Annotated in this window: 12 protein-coding genes; 2 read left to right on the top strand and 10 right to left on the bottom strand. The window is 41.5% G+C overall.

Annotation, left to right across the window (positions count from 1 at the left end):
• Positions 1-311: 311 nt before the first annotated feature.
• Both nfo and BQ7997_RS21985 read left to right on the top strand, forming a co-directional pair.
• Positions 312-1,145, top strand: coding sequence for a deoxyribonuclease IV (gene nfo, locus BQ7997_RS21990; protein ID WP_073348505.1), 834 nt, complete (start codon positions 312-314; stop codon positions 1,143-1,145).
• Between the two features lie 178 nt (positions 1,146-1,323).
• Complete coding sequence (locus tag BQ7997_RS21985; protein ID WP_073348056.1) at positions 1,324-3,249, top strand: LruC domain-containing protein; 1,926 nt, start codon at positions 1,324-1,326, stop codon at positions 3,247-3,249.
• A 191-nt stretch (positions 3,250-3,440) separates the two neighbouring features.
• Here the strand turns inward: BQ7997_RS21985 and BQ7997_RS21980 are convergent, their stop codons facing one another.
• The 10 genes from BQ7997_RS21980 to BQ7997_RS21935 form a co-directional block, all read right to left on the bottom strand.
• Complete coding sequence (locus tag BQ7997_RS21980; protein WP_073348055.1) at positions 3,441-5,012, bottom strand: ClC family H(+)/Cl(-) exchange transporter; 1,572 nt, start codon at positions 5,010-5,012, stop codon at positions 3,441-3,443.
• A gap of 81 nt (positions 5,013-5,093) precedes the next feature.
• A complete protein-coding gene (locus BQ7997_RS21975) occupies positions 5,094-7,838 on the bottom strand; it encodes a TonB-dependent receptor (RefSeq protein ID WP_073348054.1) in 2,745 nt (914 codons plus the stop codon).
• Between the two features lie 54 nt (positions 7,839-7,892).
• Positions 7,893-8,453, bottom strand: coding sequence for a hypothetical protein (locus BQ7997_RS21970; protein ID WP_022136852.1), 561 nt, complete (start codon positions 8,451-8,453; stop codon positions 7,893-7,895).
• Between the two features lie 33 nt (positions 8,454-8,486).
• The gene (locus BQ7997_RS21965; protein ID WP_073348053.1) at positions 8,487-8,837 is read right to left on the bottom strand and encodes a hypothetical protein; all 351 of its coding nucleotides are present in this window, start codon (positions 8,835-8,837) and stop codon (positions 8,487-8,489) included.
• Positions 8,838-8,841: 4 nt separating this feature from the next.
• Positions 8,842-9,381 carry an RNA polymerase sigma factor gene (locus BQ7997_RS21960; protein ID WP_073348052.1) on the bottom strand — a complete coding sequence of 180 codons (540 nt, stop codon included), beginning with the start codon at positions 9,379-9,381 and terminating at the stop codon, positions 8,842-8,844.
• A gap of 198 nt (positions 9,382-9,579) precedes the next feature.
• Entirely contained in the window at positions 9,580-9,756 is a 177-nt protein-coding gene (locus BQ7997_RS21955; protein WP_073348051.1) for a DUF4250 domain-containing protein, read from the bottom strand.
• A gap of 61 nt (positions 9,757-9,817) precedes the next feature.
• Positions 9,818-11,365, bottom strand: coding sequence for a carboxypeptidase-like regulatory domain-containing protein (locus BQ7997_RS21950; protein WP_073348050.1), 1,548 nt, complete (start codon positions 11,363-11,365; stop codon positions 9,818-9,820).
• Between the two features lie 21 nt (positions 11,366-11,386).
• Complete coding sequence (locus tag BQ7997_RS21945; RefSeq protein ID WP_052662093.1) at positions 11,387-12,238, bottom strand: FecR family protein; 852 nt, start codon at positions 12,236-12,238, stop codon at positions 11,387-11,389.
• Complete coding sequence (locus BQ7997_RS21940; RefSeq protein WP_073348049.1) at positions 12,238-12,789, bottom strand: RNA polymerase sigma-70 factor; 552 nt, start codon at positions 12,787-12,789, stop codon at positions 12,238-12,240. Before BQ7997_RS21940 ends, BQ7997_RS21945 begins: the two co-directional genes overlap by 1 nt.
• Before the next feature lie 55 nt (positions 12,790-12,844).
• Positions 12,845-14,104, bottom strand: a complete 1,260-nt coding sequence (locus BQ7997_RS21935; RefSeq protein ID WP_073348048.1) for a carboxypeptidase-like regulatory domain-containing protein — start codon at positions 14,102-14,104, stop codon at positions 12,845-12,847.
• Positions 14,105-14,291 lie beyond the last annotated feature (187 nt).

Below are 14,291 nucleotides of genomic sequence, written 5' to 3'. Positions count from 1 at the left end.
TATTATGCTGACTATTTCAATCCGGTATTCAGTCGTATTCGTTTTCTTGTACCCTCACATATCACGGAACACCAAAGCTTTGGTTTTAGCTGGGGCTTCTTTCTTTGTGAGTGTGAACAGTGTGAAAGATGTGAAAGATAAAAAAGAGGACTTTTAATCACAGTAAACATCTGTCATACTACAACTTACGAGTCTGTGAAATTTGTGAAAGGTAAAAAGTGATTTTTAATATCCTACCTCAATGGCTTATTCAAACATTAGTTCATATAAAAATGTTATATTTGCAGACTAAGAATAAAAAAGAACAACAGATGAAGTATATCGGAGCACACGTAAGCGCATCCGGTGGCGTAGAATACGCCCCCACCAATGCACATGAAATAGGAGCAAATGCTTTTGCACTATTCACCAAGAACCAACGCCAATGGGTAAGCAAACCGTTAACAGAAGAAAGTATCAGTCTTTTCAAAGAGAATTGTGAGAAGTTCGGTTTCCAGCCGGAATATATCCTGCCCCATGACAGTTACCTTATTAATTTGGGACACCCCGAAGAAGAAGGTCTTAATAAAAGCCGTGCCGCTTTTCTGGATGAAATGCAACGTTGCGAACAACTCGGATTGAAACTTCTAAATTTCCACCCCGGCAGTTCTCTCAATAAAATATCAATAGAAGATTGCCTGGCACTTATAGCAGAAAGTATCAACATCACTTTGGAAAAGACGAAAGGAGTGACAGCCGTTATCGAGAATACCGCCGGACAAGGCAGTAATCTGGGAAGCGAATTCTGGCAACTTAAATATATTATTGACCGGGTGAACGACAAAAGCCGGGTAGGTGTTTGTCTCGATACTTGCCATACCTACACAGCAGGTTACGATATAGTGAACGATTACGATAAGATATTCGACGAATTCGATAAGGAAATAGGATTCAACTATCTACGCGGCATGCACTTGAATGACTCAAAGAAAGCATTAGGCACCCATGTAGACCGCCATGACAGTATCGGCGAAGGACTGATTGGAAAAGCATTTTTTGAAAGATTAATGCAGGATTCAAGATTCGACAATATGCCGCTAATACTCGAAACTCCGGATGAGAGTAAGTGGGCGGAAGAGATTGCCTGGTTAAGAAGCGTCGAGTAAAAGACCGGAAAATACAAGTTATAGAACACATTTACGAAAATATATTCAACTTTATGTTATAATATTGAATATTATATGTATTTTTGCACCCGTAAACCTTTGGACTTCAAAGTGCTTACGGGTATTTTTATTGCAAAACAAACATTTTAATAATCGCATAAACAAAAAAGCAACGTATATGAAAAAGTTTTGGTTAGCATGCACAATGGTCATCGCAGTGGGTATAAGCGGTTGTGTAGACAGTGATAAAGACTTATACCAGGGAGCTCCGGAAAAAGAAACAAATCTATCAGATTTCTCTACAAAACAGGTAGTACAAGTAGAAGCAGACTATTCGAACGCCGATTCGCACGTTCCTTTTTATATATATGACAAGAATCCGATAAAACCACAGGAAGCTGAATCCAACACTATAACCATTGACGAAAACATCGAGCCACTGGATGGTGCTTGGACAGATGAACAAGGCAAGTATAGTGGTAAAATGTTCCTTCCTGCCTATGTATCAGAAGTATATATTGTCTCCACATCGCCATTTGCAACAAAACCTGTAATAGAAGGTAAAGTAGAGAATGGAATATTAAAGTTTTCCGAAACTGATGAACAAATTGGAACAAGGGCTTCAGAGCCACAAGGCAAAAAAAACACCCAATATAATGCCAACCGATTTAAATCATTAGGATGGAATAATGCTCTAGGCTCTTTTGACACAGAAACAGGGAAAATAAACTACCTATATAATGGTGACTTAAAATTAAGCAAATCAGAAATGAAAGAGCTGAAGACTACCATAAATAGTGTTTTGAAAAATTCTACTAGTTTTGTCTGCCCGCAAGCATACCGTACAGGAGCTGATTTATATATTGAAAAAGACCAAACAGCCGTAGCACTAACCGCATTATCCGGATGGACTTGTTGGAATAGTTCATTGGGATACTATTACTATAGAGCTGACAAGGTTCCAACTAATCTAAATGATGTAACTATATACACAATATTCCCAAATACTCAAACCAGTTGGAATAATGGATACGGAGTGTATTCATACCCAAGAGGTATTAACGAGGGAGAATCCGTTCAGTTGAAATACTTCGATAAAGATTACCCGGAAGGAACAGAGTATTTCCCGAAAGGCTATAAAATAGGCTTTGTCCTCGCTACAAATGCTTGGGACAGGTACTTCTCTGCTTTCAAATTCGACTTTCCTTATTATGCTTGTTCAACAGAAGGTATTGGAAAAGTTCGCACTGCTATGTTCAAAGATAGCAAAGGCAACATTGCCATTACCTTTGAGGATTACAAAGACGACCAGAATTTCACTGATGTCCTGTTTGCCCTAAAAGCAAATCCAAAAATTACTAATGTTCCGACTGTAGATCCGGAATCAAACACCACCATCAAAAAGACAGGTGTGTATTCATTCGAGGATTACTGGCCTAAGGCGTATGATTACGACATGAATGACGTAGTTGTACTTTATACCTATGAAAAAACATTCAATATTTATAATGAAATTCTAAAGGAATCATTCACCCTAGAACCCCATACTGCCGATTGGCAGGCAATGTTGAACAACGGACTGGCATTTACTTTAAAAGACTTAGGTAGCTATCAGAATATAACAGACTCTATCAAGACAAGTAATGATACAAAGTTTAAGTTAACTAATTTCGTACACGAAAACAATGTTGTCATACTGACAGAAAAAGTGAAAGATAACTCAAAAACGCAGTACAAAGTAACTATTGAATATAAAAAAGGTCAGAAAACATCTGAAACTTCAATAGATGCTTTCATTTTCCGTCCTAGCAATAACGGAACTCGCTTAGAAATACATATTCCTATGCAAGCACCAACTGCAAAAGCAGATATGACATATTTCAATACAGAGGATGATCGCTCGGATCCGGCTAAAGGTATTTACTATGTATCCGATAAAGATAAAATCTATCCATTTGCATTTTTCCTGCAAGGTGCCAACCTGAGTGATGTGGAGAAGCTTCTAACAAAAGAAAATGAAGGTATTGCCATTAGTGAACTTTATCCGAAATTCATAGGCTGGGCAAAGAATAATAACACAAATAAGGATTGGTACAAGAAATAACCACTCTTATCCTCTCAATATAAAAAATGGCTGAAAGTAGTTTGCACTTTCAGCCATTTTTTATATCACAATCACCAAGCTTTAGAATCCTACTTATTTCCCATGCATATCCAGATTCCCTTCCCACAAATATTTACAAGTCTCCTTCACTGCCACTCCCGAAAGGAAGATAAGTGATATCAGATAGATACTTAATAAATATTCGCCATACTGACTAAAGGTTCATACAATTTTTCTATATCTTGCGAATCCATTTCTATTTGTACCTGGTCGCCGGGCATTAGTTTCTGTCCTTTAGGAATCCAGTCTTTCCGGTCACGGTGGACATTGATGATTATGCATCGCTCCGGCAGACGAAGTTCGTCTACAATCTTTCCGTCCAGATAAGAACCGCTCATGACTTCAACCGACAATGTGTAGCGTGCTTCTTCTTTGAATGCGGGCGAATGAATCATGTCCTCGTATAAAGTCACATTGAGAGGTTTTATTTGAAGCATTTCCGTGAAATAATAAGTTAATCCCCCAACTACGATAGAAGGATAGAAAACTTCCAAATGTCCTGTTATCTCGGTTATCAGTACGATAGCTGTCAATGGGGTACGGACTACCGCCACCAGAAAGGCGGACATACAAATCAACATGATATAACTGATATTCTCGTGAGCGATAAGTCCCTGTTGCACCATAATCAATGCTATGATTTGTCCGAGAAGCCCTCCTGTCACCAATGTAGGAATAAAATTACCGCCCGGCAAGCCCGAAGAAAAAGAGAATATGCTAAAAACCAAGTGTAATAGCATCATACCGACAATCCAGAGAATATGTGTATCCGGATGCATTGCCTGCGAAAGCAAGAATTGTTCTCCCCCACCGGTCAGGTTGAATTCTGCCATAGAAATAAGGAAGGCTATAAAAAGCAAATAGAGCATCTTCACATATTCCGGATGTTTAATGGCAGGATAGATACGTTTGACCTGAAGGGTGGTGATAGAAAAAAACTTCCCAAAAATAGAAACCACAGCAGCCAATAGAAGAAACAGTTTCACCTGTCCCCAAAAAGTCATTCCCGGTACAATGGCATCTATATGAAAATAAGGATTCATGGGAAAAATCCAACTAGCTACCCCACCGGCGACTACTCCTGCCAAAAGCGTGGTAATAGCCGTTTTAGGCGCGTCGAACCGTTCGATGGATTCGATAACCAACAGCGACGAAGCCAACGGCGCAGCAAAAGCAGCCGCCAATCCCGCACCCGCACCGGCAGCCAATAATTGTTTCCGCTCACCACTAAGTACCCGTCCCCATTTAGATACCAAGTATCCCACATACGAGCCTATCTGTACGGAAGGACCTTCACGCCCCAAAGATAATCCTGTACTTAATGCGAGTATTCCCCCCATGAACTTGGCAATCAATTCCCGAAAAGGATGTTTATAATCAACCCGTCCGTTAATGACTCCACGCGTCTGCGGAATCCCGCCGCCCGTAATGAGAGGCATTTTCTTTACCATCCAAGAGACGAATATAAGAATCCCCCACATCAACAGAAAAAGGGGAATATACCAATACCACTCCAAATGGGCACCAAAGAAATCGTGACGAAGATTAAAGAAAAACTGTAATAGATAATGGTAGGGCACGGCAATAAGCCCTGTCAGCAGTCCCACAAAGATACTGACAAAGTAAAGCCGCGCATCAATCAACTTCAACTTAAAGATTCGCCAACGGCCCTTATCCTTCAATTTATTGACAAAATCAAACATTCGGCAAGGTTTTCATTGTTTTCACGTAGGACAACAACAATCAAAACCCCGTTGTGGTTTTCAAACAAACAGGAATTTAAATTATCGTCCCATCATATTCAGACGAAGAATAGCGTGCACCATGAAATAGGAACCCAGCGCGTTGTAGTCGGTATCACGAATGGCGGTGGCAGTAATCGTACGTATCATCGAAACGTCCTGATGAAGGATATCATATATTTTGAAACGGAGCAGTAATTGTTTCCGTTTCAGGAAGGCTTTTGACAACTGGCAGTTCCACATAAAGTTCTCGCGGGCATAGCCACTGTATCCATAGCCGGAACGTTGGAAATAAGTAAGGTCGCTGAATAGCTCTATCCTCCACGGGAAGTAATATTGCATTTCCGTGCCGAAACGGTAGTCGTACGTTTCGGTACGTGTCTCTTTCACATTATTATGGGAATTGTTGTAAAGCAATTCTGCACGGGCACTGATTTCGATTTGTTTCGTGCGGTATGTTAATTGCAGGCGTTGACACGCCGTGAGATGCTTTACAGTACTCTTTACAGGGTCTTCCTTGTTTATTGTGCTATATCCGTTCTGATTTCTGTATTGCAGGTATGAATACGTGCGGAATATCCAGCTACGGTTTTTGAAAGGAGTATTGAGAGAAAAAGAACCCAAAGCCCGCCAGTTACCGTTCAGATTGAGCGGAGTAGTGGTCCGCACTCCTGTTTCGCTGTCATAAGTAACTTGATTGGTCACACTGTTAATGGTGTTTTCTACCAGTGCGGTAGCAACTATATTCCGTTGATGTTTCGTATTATAGGAATTGAAATTCAATGTAAACGTATTGATATAAGAAGGCTTCAGAGAAGGATTCCCCACACGGATATTCAATGGGTTGGTACGGTCGGTCACGGGCTGAAGGTCGCGTATATTGGGTTGGCGGCTCTTTCCCCGATATACAATCTGCAAACGAGTACGTTTGGAGAACTTATAGCGGAAGTTGACAGTAGGTGAAAAATTAAAGACTGTCCTTTTCAACTGGTTCTCCGGGTCATTTTTCAGAACGGAATGACTCACGGATTTCTGAGGTTCGAAGTCGGCACCGATATTATAATTGTATTTCTTCCGGGAAGTGCGGACAGCAAGGTTAAACAGGTGGTTGCTATACTGATTCTCAAATTGGTTGCTTGCTTCTTCATCATAGCCGGGAGTAAATTCTTGCAGTTCCTTATCCCAGTTGTAGACAAAATGATCGGAGTTGTTCACCCGATATTGATAGCTATAACGGAACTGAAGAAAGTGCAACCAGGGTAATGGTTCTACATAGACTAACTGTAAACGATAGTTGTAACCGTCTACGTCGTCTTCTATCCTTTGGTTTTGGACTTTTTCCGTATTATTCTTAAAATAGTGTGTAGTAGAAAGATTCTGTCTGTCTATTGAAGAAGCATTCGTGCCATAATCTACTTTCAATGCTACGTTTCTTCCCATCCGGCTGAGTTTCCGGCTAAGTTGCAGCATCATCGTCATATTATAGGAAGAGTTATGATTTGTTCCTGATGATTCTTTTTCATTGAGCAAGACATCATTCCCCCACCCTTGCTGAAAACTTTCATTCCTTCTGTCGTTGACTGCCGTACGGTATTGGGGACGGAAAATCAATGTAGTTACAGAGTCCATTTTCCATTCCAGAGATGCGTTCGCTATCAGATTATCATTTTTCAGCCGGTTGCGCCCGGTGCTCTGAGTGATGGACTTGTCTTGACGAAGAAAATTATCGACCGTTGTATAGCTGTCTTCCAGACGATCTGTTCCTACATACTGGATATTCGAACGGAACTTGACCCGCTGCCAGTCATAAGTAGCATTCACACCCAAGGAACGGGAAGTGGTCAGCCCTTTTTGCGTGCGCAGATTGCCGCTGGAACTGGCGGATTCTCTCTGCATCTCGGAAAAGCCTTGATTATTCGTATTGTTCAGGTTTCCGATAATTGTCAGTTGGGAGTTGTCCCGAAAGCGGTTCAGGGTATTGGCTAGTTCATAACGGGCTTTACTACCATATCCGCCCATAAAGTTCTCCATCCAACCTAATTTCATATTTTTCTTTACCGACAGGTCGAGAATCATTTCTTCTTCCCCATCGTCAATACCGGTAAGGCGTGCCAAGTCAGATTGACGTTCGTATGCTTTCAGCTTCTCTATCATTTCTACAGGAAGATTCTTGAGCGCCGCTTTCGGGTCATCGGAAAAGAACTCTTTCCCATCTACCAGTATCTTCTTCACTTCTTTTCCGTGAATCAGCAGTTTTCCATCTGCATCAATCTCGCCACCGGGAAGTTGTTTCACTAAATCTTCCAGCATCGAACCTTCGGGAGTGCGATAAGCAGACGCATTAAAAACGGTTGTATCTCCTTCGGTCACAGCCATAGGAGCCTGACCTACCACAACTGTTTCATCCAAAGCGATTGCTTCTGAGCTTAAAGAAATATCACCTAAAGCATTCTTATTGCCATTTGCCACAGGTGAAACAGCGCGATAAACCGGAGTGTATCCGATAAAAGAGACATGAAGTAGCAAAGACTTATTCTTAGGAGCAGTGGCGGCTAACTGGAATTTTCCCTGTGAATCGGTTGCCCCGCCCGCCAACATTGCACTATCCGGTAGAGCCAAAAGCCGGACCGTAGCAAACGGTACCGGCTCATAAGTTTCCGAGTCAACAACACGTCCGGCAAAACGCTCTCCACCGGACTGCGCATAAACAGCCAAACTAATCAGTAAGAAGACATAACAACTAATCAAACGGTACTGAAAAGAATACTTATGACTGCCTATGTTCAAATTGTGTTGATTTAGTAAAATAAAACTCTAATAAAATAAACCTAATCTCTGTTTTTAGCCTTGACGCGGAGCACGAGGTTTCTGTCCCTGATGATGGTGTCCTTGTCCGGGTTTCTGTCCTTTTCTGCGGTCAAATTCTTTTTTGAATTTATTCGCATTGCTTTTCTCCTGCTGATAAATCTTCATTATCTGCTTCTGAGACAGTATCTTGCTGAATTCATTGTAATACTTCTCACGGACATCGAGCATCTTACGGCTTTGAGCAAACTGATTTTTCAGCATCGTTGCAATTTCCGCATCAGTCATGGACGGTCTTTGACCTTCCTTCTTTGCGTCCGTTTCCGTACCCTGCGCCTTTTCAGTTCTTGGTTTACGGTTCATCATACGACATTCACGCAGTTCTTTCAGATATTTCTCGTAAACCGGAGTAAACTTGGCGGCTGTTGCATCATCCAGCATCAGTGTTTTCACCATCTGACTGGTTTGCATCTGCATCATCTGTTCCTGCGTAGGACGTTGTTTTCTCTCTTTATTGTCCTTATTTTGGGCAGAAAGGGTCATCTGGCTTCCCATCAAAAGGGCAGCCAAAATTACATAAATAAACTTCATCTTCATAATCTTCACGTTTTTAATAATTGATTGAGTTACTTAATTCAAAAATATATCGTTTTCAGAGAAGCTGACGAGCTCTTCCAACTCCTCATCCGATAATTCCTTAATCCATTTGTCCGTATCTGTACCATTGCTTCGGTCGGCAGCCAGTACATTCGAAGGTGATTTGGTCTCATCTGTCTGATGCAAAGACGGAACAAATAAAAGTCCTGTCAACATGGCCGCTAAAGCAATTACCGTAGAAACAATCAGCTTCATATGGGATTTACGCTGCTGTTTGACTCCGGCACGTTCCATCACCTTTCGTTGCACATCCTCGAAAAATCCGTCAGGAGTGCGGTAAGGTGTCCGTTTACCAATATCGTCGAAATCAAAATCCTTTTTCATCGTCCTATCTGTTTAATATATACTCCTTTATCTTATCTTTTGCATAATGGTAGTTCACTTTCAGTGTATCCACTTTACTGTCCAGTATCCGTGCTATCTCTTCGTATTCGAGTTCATCGTAATAGCGTAAGTTGAACACGAGCCGCTGCTTTTCAGGCAGACTCAAAATGGCTTCCTGAAACTTCACCGCCAGTCCGTTTTCATAATCAATATAATCAGAAGCCTGCAATTTGCTCATCAGTTCTTCCTGAATCTCTTCCGAAGCGATGGTGCCTTCTTCTTTTCTCCCATTCAGCAGACGCAGGCTTTCATTGGTCGCAATCCGGTAAATCCAGGTACTCAAAGAACTTTCACTGCGAAACTGCTCCAAATGCCGGAACACGCGAATAAATACTTCCTGAAGTACGTCTTCCGCATCTTCATGAGATACGACCAGTCTACGGATATAATTATATATCGGTTCCTGAAAAGCGTCCATCAACATCTTGAATCCCCGTTCGCGATTCGAGGTACAAGCTTCCCGGATTTTATTCTCATTTATCATCTGTTCTTTTTCTGAGCTTTGATTATTAGAACGCAGAAAGGCGGGGAAGTTAAATAGGGGATTCCGCTTTTTGCTTTTATTAACGTGAAAAGGAGAAAAGAGAGAGTATATATGAATGGAGAAAGCGCTTCCATAGCCTCATCAAAGACCACGGAAGCGCTTTAAATGTTTATTTATAAGCTATGTACAAAAAAGCGTTTACCAGAACTTATTATGTTCCGCGCTATATTCAAAACCTACGGATTTCAACTGATTCACCAGTTCGTCCTTATTCACGTCCATATCTTCACAAAGTTCATCAAGCGAAGAATAACAGTCTCTCAATTTCATATTGACAATGCTGAACAGCATCATCGGGTCTTTGGGTAATTCCATAACATACAATCTTTTAAACCGGACGCAAAGTTACAGCAATCTCATTGAATGGCAAAACAAATCAATCACCTATTTCTTCTATCTTTAAAGAGACTTTTTCTATCAGCTTGCTGATTTCAGCTTCCAAAGGAATGACGTTGAACTCTTTCCAAAAGTTCTCGTCATACTTGAAGTTCGTATCGGAGAAGATAGTACGGGTGGACAGCCTGTCAATACGGGGGAAGGCTGTCACTTGTTCCGTATCCACTTTACAGGTAATCATCTCGAACCAAATATGCAGGTCACGGCTACCAAACAGCATCCCCCTATGTTTCACCTTAAAATAAAGGTCTCCGCGGATATGATGGATATAATAAGTTCCCTGCCACGGTTTATAAGAAATAGTATATACTACTTTTTGAGGATTCATCCGGATATTGCGCGTACGCCTTTCTACGAACATACCTGCGGCATCTTTTACATATTTAGGATGAACTTCCAGACGGACTTGCAATAAAGCGCACGTTTCAGAATCAAGATATAGTTCGCCACAGAATAGAGGTTCGGTGATGCCTTTCCTTTGTTCAAAATGCACAATATTCACAAAGCGGTTATCCAGGAATGTCATTCCTTCCGAAGTATAGACATATGCGTTATTCTCTATATCGGGAATCATAAATGCGGGCATATCTTTAATCAAATCCATTTGCAGGCAAGCCTGGATTCCGGATTTTACCTTCACAAGCAGGCTGTCCTTCACTTCTACATTACTAAGCCGGCTCATCTTCAATAACTTCACCTGATCAGGTAGCAAAGAGGAAGAGAATGTCTTATAGACCTTAAAGACGCCTTCAGACAGATTCTGGAATTTATTCTTCAACTGGACGCCTTCACGGTAGAAAGTTGTCAGATATACGGGGGAATGCGAATAATTTCGTTCCCTGCGTTCTATCATTTCCCGCAGCAGCTTCCTGGGATCACTTCTACGAATGACGACTTCCTGCAAAGGGACTACTTTCGGTTCGAGACTAAGTACATTGTGCCGACCTGACAGCGCAGAGAGTTCTATATCCTGTGAAATATAACCTATATGTGAAAAAGCAACCGGTGCTTGCCTTAAAGAATCCGGCAAGGACAGTTTGAATTCTCCGTCCTGATTGGTGATACTACCTACGGATGTTCCCCGGACTCCGACAGTAGCGGAAGGTATGGGTACTCCCGTTTCCTTGTCCAGTAAAGTGCCGGCAATGATTAAATTTACGGTTTGTTGAAGCGGAAGAGAGTCTTGTGATATTCGGAGATTTTTGACGGAAGGGGAAGTTATCAGGATATGAGTACCGATAACCTTAAATTCAAGGTCAGTATCTCCTATTATATCGTAGACAGCCTGACGGATGGTACGCTTTCCTTCTTTTACTCTCACTATCGCGTCATTGTCTACGACCCTACTATCATAAATAAACATATATCCTGATTGTCGGGAAACATCCCCCAACAGTGAATATACCGTTGCTTTCGTTTTAGGCAACCGGACTATTTGCTGCAACACATCTCCTCCATCTGCTCTCATCGTATCAAATCCGAAAAAGAGCATGAACAGAATGGGGAGATAGTAATAAGCCGGTTTCATTTTTTTGAATTTTAAAGAGCGTTATTCCGACAGATTATAAATATTTCCCTGCCGGATACATTTTAAATTGAGTGCACCGGCTATCAGGTTGGCAACCATTTCCGGAGATTCATCTGAGAATTCAACAGTCAATTTGCGTTCTGCCAATGCCGGTGAATCAACTTGAATCTGCAAACTGTCCGTACTCAAATTCATTACTTTCAGAATATTGGACAAAGGTTCGTCCTTAAAACGTATATGCTTAAAGAAGCGACTCCAGTCTTCGGCTTCTTCATCAGTACGTTGTACTATCAGTTTCTGTGATTGTACAGTTACCGTTTCACCGGCTTTCACATAACATTCCCGATTCCCTTTTTTAAGAGAGACTCTCACTGTGCCTCTCTGCACGGACAAACGGAAGGGAGCATTCCCATCACTTTGCACACTGAAAGCCGTTCCCAAAACTTCGATTTTGGCTTGTTCCGTATTTATCCAAAAAGGTTGCCCCTGCTTCTTCGCTATATCAAAGAAAGCATTTCCTTCCAGACTTACTTCCCGTTTATCCGCAACAAAATGTTCCGGATACAATAACGAAGTTTCTCCGCCCAAAAGCACAACGGAACCGTCTTCAAGGGTGGTTGCCAATATAAAGGCACTTTGATTTTCCTGCGTGAGCAGATCCGGTACAGGTTCTTTGAAGCCCGATACCCAATATAACGCCCCACAAACAATGCCAATCAATACTGCGGCAACTGCTCCATGACGCATCCACGGCGAAAGTTTACGCATATGATGACCTTCATCAACTTTCGCAAGTAAATGGTCTTTGTCCAACCGGTCGTACAACCGGTTCCAGGCTTTATCTGTCTTTATTTTATAAATATCTGTTTTCATCACTCCATGTGAATATAATTTTCAACTTCTTTTCTCAACGTCCGAAGGGCTTTGGTCATTTCGGCTTCCACTGTTTTGACCGAGAGGGAAAGCTGCGCGGCTATATCCATATACTTCCGTCCTTCTATACGATGCATTTCAAAAATCTGCCGCCTGCGGGCAGGCAATTTTTCAAGGATATTATTTATGATTTTCTGTAATTCCTCATATTCCATTTGCTGATGAGGATCTGTTGACTGCTCCGGACTGGAAGCAGCTAATACCGCTTCGCGATAGCGGCTTCGCACTTCCTCATGTTCACAATACTGAAGAGCCTGATTACGTGTCGCCTTGTACAGATAGCTTTTGACAGACTGGAAAATCTGCAAATGTTCCTTTTCTTTCCAAAGTACATAAAAGAGTTCTTCGACTATTTCTTCCGCCACTGCCATTTGCCCGGTGATACCTGCTGCATAGCAACAAAGAGGGAAATAATAAGAGCGGAAGAGGTCTTCAAACGCTTTTATGTCACCTTCCTTTATCTTTTTTAATATGAGCAGTTCATTCAGCATACTTGCTTCTCTTTATGATTGACCTCAAATATAAGAAAACTATCCCTATTTCATTCTAGTCAGCTTGCTTTTTCAATTTATCTACTGCGTATTCCAAAGATTCCGTAGGTTCGATTATATTATAATTCCCCCAAAAGCCTTCGCTCCAGTATTCATCCACTTTATCGTAGAATATTTGGTTCAGGCTGAAAGCTTCCTTGTTCGGTATAGTCTCCAATGAACCTTCTTTTCTATCGGTCACCACCATTTCCGAAGTTATCGCATAACTTGTAGAGAAAAGCTTCCGTTTCCAGTCACATTTAAAGCGGATCGTGTTGCGGATATAGTTCAGATAGGTTCTGCCATCCACGTTTTTATAGGTAACCAGATAAGAGAGTTCCTGCGGCTTGAATCTCAAACCGAGCGGTTTCTTATAAAGGATAGCAGTGGTTGCCTTTGATTTATTCTGCATATCCAGACTCATTTCGGCACGGGTAAATGACAGTCGTTCACGGTCTATGTATAGTTTGCCATACAGTAAAGCATACATAAGAATTACTTTCGGGCGGAAATTAATGACGTACTGCATACGATTATCTATAAGAACGGATTCCGCCATCCAAAACTCATAATTGTTCAATTCCTCCAAATCGAGCAATGCCTCATTGTTTTTCACCACATCCAGCGTTACACTCAGGTTAGGGCCTCCTACTACTTTTACAGCCAGCGTATCACTTGCCTTCTGGCTAAGCAGACGACGTCCTTTCATTACGCGTACTTTATCATAATTGATATTCCTATTGGTATATGCAGTCTTTGAAACATCAAGCACAGCTTCCGATATACCGATATAGCGCCGTCCTTTCTGCACAGTTTCCCGGTAGAATCCTGTAAGCATATCACGTTTATCACTGTAATTCTGCGGAATCTTACTGATAGCTTTCTCCACAATCAGGCGAGGATCACTGGCATACACTACGACTTCATTCAACAGGTTGGCATGGGGTGTCATCCATACCGTCAATTTAGCAGGAGCTTCTTTCTCTATAGAGATATGACTATTGGCATAGCCGATATGAGAAATTTCCAGTTCGCGCGGCGCTTCCGTCTTTTTGATCTTCAAAGCAAATTCTCCTTCTGCATTCGTCACTGTACCGATATTACTTCCATATACGGATACATTCACATTCTCCAGAGCTTTTTTATTTTGCTTATCCTTCACTTGACCAACGATGGTAAGATAATCTCCGGCATCTCCCTGCGCCCATACAGGAGAGTTGCAAAGCATCAAACATACTGCCAGCCATCCAACCAAGTACTTTTCTAAATTCTTCATATCGGTTCTTTTTTAAAGGTAAATAATTTGCGTTTCTATATATAAGAGCGTTCAGACGAGAAATACCCTATGGTTTTTACAAAAAAAATCCCCATCAATATTACATACCCTTATGGAAGTAATCATCAAAACTCATACTATCAAACAACTCTCTATCATTTGTCAGGGAAGTTAACCAAGTGTGAGG

It is taken from the genome of Bacteroides congonensis, assembly GCF_900130125.1.
Taxonomy (GTDB): domain Bacteria; phylum Bacteroidota; class Bacteroidia; order Bacteroidales; family Bacteroidaceae; genus Bacteroides; species Bacteroides congonensis.
This window is presented reverse-complemented; position numbering and strand designations above follow the sequence as displayed.

What these genes read in the sequence shown, in the direction of transcription:
- nfo (WP_073348505.1), top strand. Translation starts at nt 312, where the DNA reads ATGAAGTATATCGGAGCACACGTAAGCGCATCCGGTGGCGTAGAATAC.
- BQ7997_RS21985 (WP_073348056.1), top strand. Translation starts at nt 1,324, where the DNA reads ATGAAAAAGTTTTGGTTAGCATGCACAATGGTCATCGCAGTGGGTATA.
- BQ7997_RS21980 (WP_073348055.1), bottom strand. Translation starts at nt 5,012, where the DNA reads ATGTTTGATTTTGTCAATAAATTGAAGGATAAGGGCCGTTGGCGAATC.
- BQ7997_RS21970 (WP_022136852.1), bottom strand. Translation starts at nt 8,453, where the DNA reads ATGAAGATGAAGTTTATTTATGTAATTTTGGCTGCCCTTTTGATGGGA.
- BQ7997_RS21965 (WP_073348053.1), bottom strand. Translation starts at nt 8,837, where the DNA reads ATGAAAAAGGATTTTGATTTCGACGATATTGGTAAACGGACACCTTAC.
- BQ7997_RS21960 (WP_073348052.1), bottom strand. Translation starts at nt 9,381, where the DNA reads ATGATAAATGAGAATAAAATCCGGGAAGCTTGTACCTCGAATCGCGAA.
- BQ7997_RS21955 (WP_073348051.1), bottom strand. Translation starts at nt 9,756, where the DNA reads ATGGAATTACCCAAAGACCCGATGATGCTGTTCAGCATTGTCAATATG.
- BQ7997_RS21950 (WP_073348050.1), bottom strand. Translation starts at nt 11,365, where the DNA reads ATGAAACCGGCTTATTACTATCTCCCCATTCTGTTCATGCTCTTTTTC.
- BQ7997_RS21945 (WP_052662093.1), bottom strand. Translation starts at nt 12,238, where the DNA reads ATGAAAACAGATATTTATAAAATAAAGACAGATAAAGCCTGGAACCGG.
- BQ7997_RS21940 (WP_073348049.1), bottom strand. Translation starts at nt 12,789, where the DNA reads ATGCTGAATGAACTGCTCATATTAAAAAAGATAAAGGAAGGTGACATA.
- BQ7997_RS21935 (WP_073348048.1), bottom strand. Translation starts at nt 14,104, where the DNA reads ATGAAGAATTTAGAAAAGTACTTGGTTGGATGGCTGGCAGTATGTTTG.